This window comes from Halorubrum halophilum (genome assembly GCF_000739595.1).
Classification (GTDB): Archaea; Halobacteriota; Halobacteria; order Halobacteriales; family Haloferacaceae; genus Halorubrum; species Halorubrum halophilum.
Genome location: NZ_BBJP01000024.1, coordinates 1 through 3,887 on the forward strand (window position 1 = coordinate 1; position 3,887 = coordinate 3,887).

At 52.8% G+C, this 3,887-nt stretch carries 6 protein-coding genes; 1 reads left to right on the plus strand and 5 read right to left on the minus strand.

Features of this window, described 5'->3' with window-relative positions:
• From ACP96_RS09190 to ACP96_RS09205, 5 genes are all read right to left on the minus strand, one after another.
• A partial coding sequence (locus ACP96_RS09190; protein WP_272913224.1) for a histidine kinase N-terminal 7TM domain-containing protein occupies positions 1–779 on the minus strand: 779 nt, incomplete at its 3' end.
• A 204-nt stretch (positions 780–983) separates the two neighbouring features.
• Positions 984–1,319 carry a DUF6788 family protein gene (locus ACP96_RS09195; protein WP_050033090.1) on the minus strand — a complete coding sequence of 112 codons (336 nt, stop codon included), beginning with the start codon at positions 1,317–1,319 and terminating at the stop codon, positions 984–986.
• 230 nt (positions 1,320–1,549) lie between these two features.
• Entirely contained in the window at positions 1,550–1,717 is a 168-nt protein-coding gene (locus tag ACP96_RS20005) for a DUF7837 family putative zinc-binding protein (RefSeq protein ID WP_449272139.1), read from the minus strand.
• A gap of 237 nt (positions 1,718–1,954) precedes the next feature.
• Entirely contained in the window at positions 1,955–2,371 is a 417-nt protein-coding gene (locus tag ACP96_RS09200; RefSeq protein WP_050033091.1) for an HVO_A0114 family putative DNA-binding protein, read from the minus strand.
• A 28-nt stretch (positions 2,372–2,399) separates the two neighbouring features.
• The gene (locus tag ACP96_RS09205; protein WP_050033092.1) at positions 2,400–2,717 is read right to left on the minus strand and encodes a toxin-antitoxin system TumE family protein; all 318 of its coding nucleotides are present in this window, start codon (positions 2,715–2,717) and stop codon (positions 2,400–2,402) included.
• A 681-nt stretch (positions 2,718–3,398) separates the two neighbouring features.
• Here ACP96_RS09205 and ACP96_RS18610 point away from each other — a divergent pair.
• A partial coding sequence (locus ACP96_RS18610) for a hypothetical protein (RefSeq protein ID WP_154020438.1) occupies positions 3,399–3,887 on the plus strand: 489 nt, incomplete at its 3' end.

The window sequence follows — 3,887 nt, forward strand, 5'->3', positions numbered from 1 at the left end:
TCAGCCCGGGCTAAACACATACCTTGATTATAATCCCGAATACGGGTGTCCTGATCGAGGAAGATTGCCGGTTTGTCTGATTCGCCGGTGAGTCGGATTGCCTCAAACCGCTGCCTGTAGAAGAATAGCGTGCCAACAGCGAAAAGCGCGACGCCAGGCGGTTCGTACATTAACGGGAGCAGCCAGTCAACTTGGCCACCAATAATCGTTGCAACAGCAGGTAGTCCTGCGAGCCCAACGAGAACGATGAGCGGACGACTGTCACTGCCAGTATGATAGAACCGCTCCATAAGGATGAAGAATCCGACAGCGATGGCGATATAGGAGACTCCCAAGACGATCCAGTAGAGCAGTTCGTGGTGGATAACGAGGTGCGGAAATGGTTCAGTGACCCATTCGGTCGTGAAATAGAGGTTGTGGAATGGGTTCGTGACTTTGAGTGCGGTGAGAAAGAGAAACAGCCCGAGGATGAGCTTTCGGAACGGGGTGTGACGTGGTGGACGGCCAGTATAGGCAGCACAAAAGTAGAGCCACGACCCGACAGCGACGAATGCGAAGATAAATCCGAGGATGTAAAAAGCGACTTTGACCGGGCGTGTGGGTGCGATAAGGTAGCCGAGATACCCTCCGGACCACAAAGCGACGGAACCGAGGAAGACAACGAGCCCTTCTCGCGTCTCCTGATGCTGGACCTTTCGTGCTTGGGGAATCGTCGCCACACAGGCAATTGCAGACAAGGCAAAAATGATAATATGACCGATGAGAAGAGGCTCAAGCATTCGGATAAACAGCAATGATCAGCCAGGGAAAATAACTGTTTGGAGAAGAGCGTCCGACAGAGGCACAGACAATCTTCTCGTGGTTAACTCGCACTCTTCAGCGACCAGCTATTTCAGACAGGAATCTATCTGAAGAAGAGGATTTCACCAGAGTCTCTTATGTAATATCTGCCGACAATATGCGTAGCGTGTTATATAAGGAACTCATGGCTTCCCGAGGTACTCCGAGGTCAACTTGCCACCCTCGCGGTAGTACCGGTACAGATACGGGCCGTGCATGTCGCCTAGGTTTCCACTGGCGCACTTACAGGTCTCGTCCCCGCACTTCACTTTCTCTTTTACCACGGTGCCCATCCCGTTATTGTCGCGGTCGACAGGCTGGGCAGAGTCCGGTAGTTCGTCGGCCTCGACCGGTTGCTCTCGGTACTCGATCAAGATGTCGACGTACTTGCGGACATCGCGGAGGGTCTCCACGTTCTGCTTCGGGATGCCTTCTGCGAGATACTTCGGGAGCGAGGTGGGTGGTGACGGCTGCTCCATACCTTATGTAATAATTGGAGCTATGTTAGCGTTCGGCTGCTACATAAGGTTGAACCTTCTCTACCTACCGTGACCACTTCAGCAATTACTCGAGATCGTAGGCCGCAATCTCGTGAGAGCCACACTGTGGACATTCATCGACGTCTTTCTCCACGCTGTACCCACAGTGACGGCACTCGTGGTGCGTTGTCGATGGTGACTCGGGTCTGATGATCTGCTGGATGAACTGTTTACTGAGCATTGATGGGATCGACGATCTCGCCACAGTCGGGGCATTCGGCCCACACTCCCGGTTCCCCGCTAGCCGTTTCATAGTGGATGATCGCGTGTTGTCTAGTAACTGTCTCGCCACAGAACGAGCAGTCGCCACGGACCGTCTCTGGGTCATTAGGAGTCATTCTCACGAGTTCACGGGCTACTTCGAGGGGGAGAGGGAGCGTGTGACACTATTTTGGGGCTGGTTCGGTTGTTGAAACCGACTCAGCGGTGCTCCCTCTCCTCAAAATTTGAGATTCTGTGACTTATAGTTCGGGCGAGCGGAGTGAAAGTACTGTTCCGGGGCCAGCGTGATTGCGGGTTATGGGTAACCATCACACGAGGGCCTCATAGCACACTCCGAGAGCGGTGGGTGGCGACTACGCGCTTGCGGGAGTACCATCGGCGTCGCCGCTATCGATAAGCGGGTAGTCGATGTGGACCTCGATGCGGTCGAACGGAACGACGGGTTGAATCGCACCGCTGGGCCCGCCCTCTTCGAGCGTGAGGATGCCCAGTACTTCCAGCTGCTTCAGGTCCGAGTGGACGTCGGACACGTCACGCTCGACGAGACGCGCTGCCTCGCGCATGCTCTCGGGCGCCTCTTTTGCGATCGCCCGGATGAGCTCAAGGCGTAGCGGCGTGAGACTGTCGACGAAGTCGTCGTAGGTGCCGAACTGAAGTGTTGCCTTTCCGTCCTGTTCGTCGAGATTGTCGGCCTCAACGTCTTGGACGAACTGGAGCGCGTCCTCACGGAGCTGTTCTCGGTCGCCGACGGTGATGTGGAGTGTGGTCATGGTCGGGGTATCGTGTGTCGGTATTCGATCAGTGCGGCCGGGGTGGGTCGCCGCCGACGGCGTCCCAGTACTCGTCCGCACTCGCCCAGAACTCGACAAGCCGGTCCTCCATTCCGGGGAACTCGACGTCGTCAAGGTCGCCGGCTGCGGTGTGGTGTTCGTGGCCTTTCGTGTCCTCGTGGGAGTTGTCGTACCGGACGAGCGTGAGGTCGTCGAGAGTGCCCAGGTGGAGCGTGTATTTCCAGCCTGAGGGATACGTCTCGATGTCGTCGGTCGGCCGAAGCACGACGTTCTCGACGAGGCCGGCCTCGACGTGCGTGTACTGGAACAGCGGTTCCTGGGCCATCTCTCACCTGTTGGAACACCAGCCAACAGTATAAGTGTTGGGTAGAAGTCCAACACTGAACACAAAACCGCCTGCCGTTCGCCAGCAGCGGTCCGATCGACGCTACGAGCCATCTAATGAGCAGGGAGCGGCGAGCCCTCAACTGTTCCCGAAACCCAACCTTCTCAGAGGGGCTGCCAATGTGTCATTCGTTGCCTAGATATAGTAATGCTACTTCGACTGCGTGAAACCAGCTGCTCGAGCGTAAGCCAGGCTCGGGCTTGCCTGCTTTGAGTTTCCGAATTCGCTGACTCGCTCATCTTTTTAAGTAGCTTGTAGCCCTAATTGTGCCGCTTAGCCGTTTGAGTTTCCGACTTTCTTAACAAAGTCGGAAACTCAAACCAGCATGGGTAGATCGATGTACACCGCCTTGGAAATGAAGACCCCGCTATCGAGATGAAATCAGACCTGAAGATGCTGGAAATCTTTTTAAACACATTCTTCCCTGAAGCAACTGATCGCTATAAAGTACAAAATAGAACAAATATGTAGTATTTTTAGAGTATTTTAACAAACTATTCGAGAGTATGTACATATAATACAGGAAATGATTGTTTCGTTGCAGAGTTCAGTAACATCAGATTCTCCATTCTGATATTCCCATCAGAGAATATATATGAGTTAGATATTGAACAGTTGATAATGAGCTTATCAAAAAGTAGCGTCATTCTCTTTGCTATACTTATACTGGTAACAGCATCAGTGACGTTGACCTCTCCTGTGGTAGCTCAGGATGGCATTGATTCCTCCAATCTAGAAATTGGTGATATATCTGTACCATCTGAAGTAGAACTTGGTGATAAAATCGAGATAACGTCTAGCGCAGCAATACCTTCTCTCCCAGCTGATTGGTTTGCACAACTTGAATTTGTAGCTTATGCTGACGATCGCCAAGTGGGGACACAAAAAGTCAGTATTGAGGATGGAGATACCGCTGATGTCTCCGTGTCCCATTCGTTTCAGCAGGCTGGTTCCAAGGAACTCTATTTTGAAGTTACGGGTGAACTAACCCGCGAAGGGGCTGTAAGCGAGCAATCTATTACTGTTGATCGAACTACGTCGTCAGTGGTCGTCAACGTCATCAATACTAATTCTACAGAAAGTGAAGATACACAGGAAGACAGTGAGTCG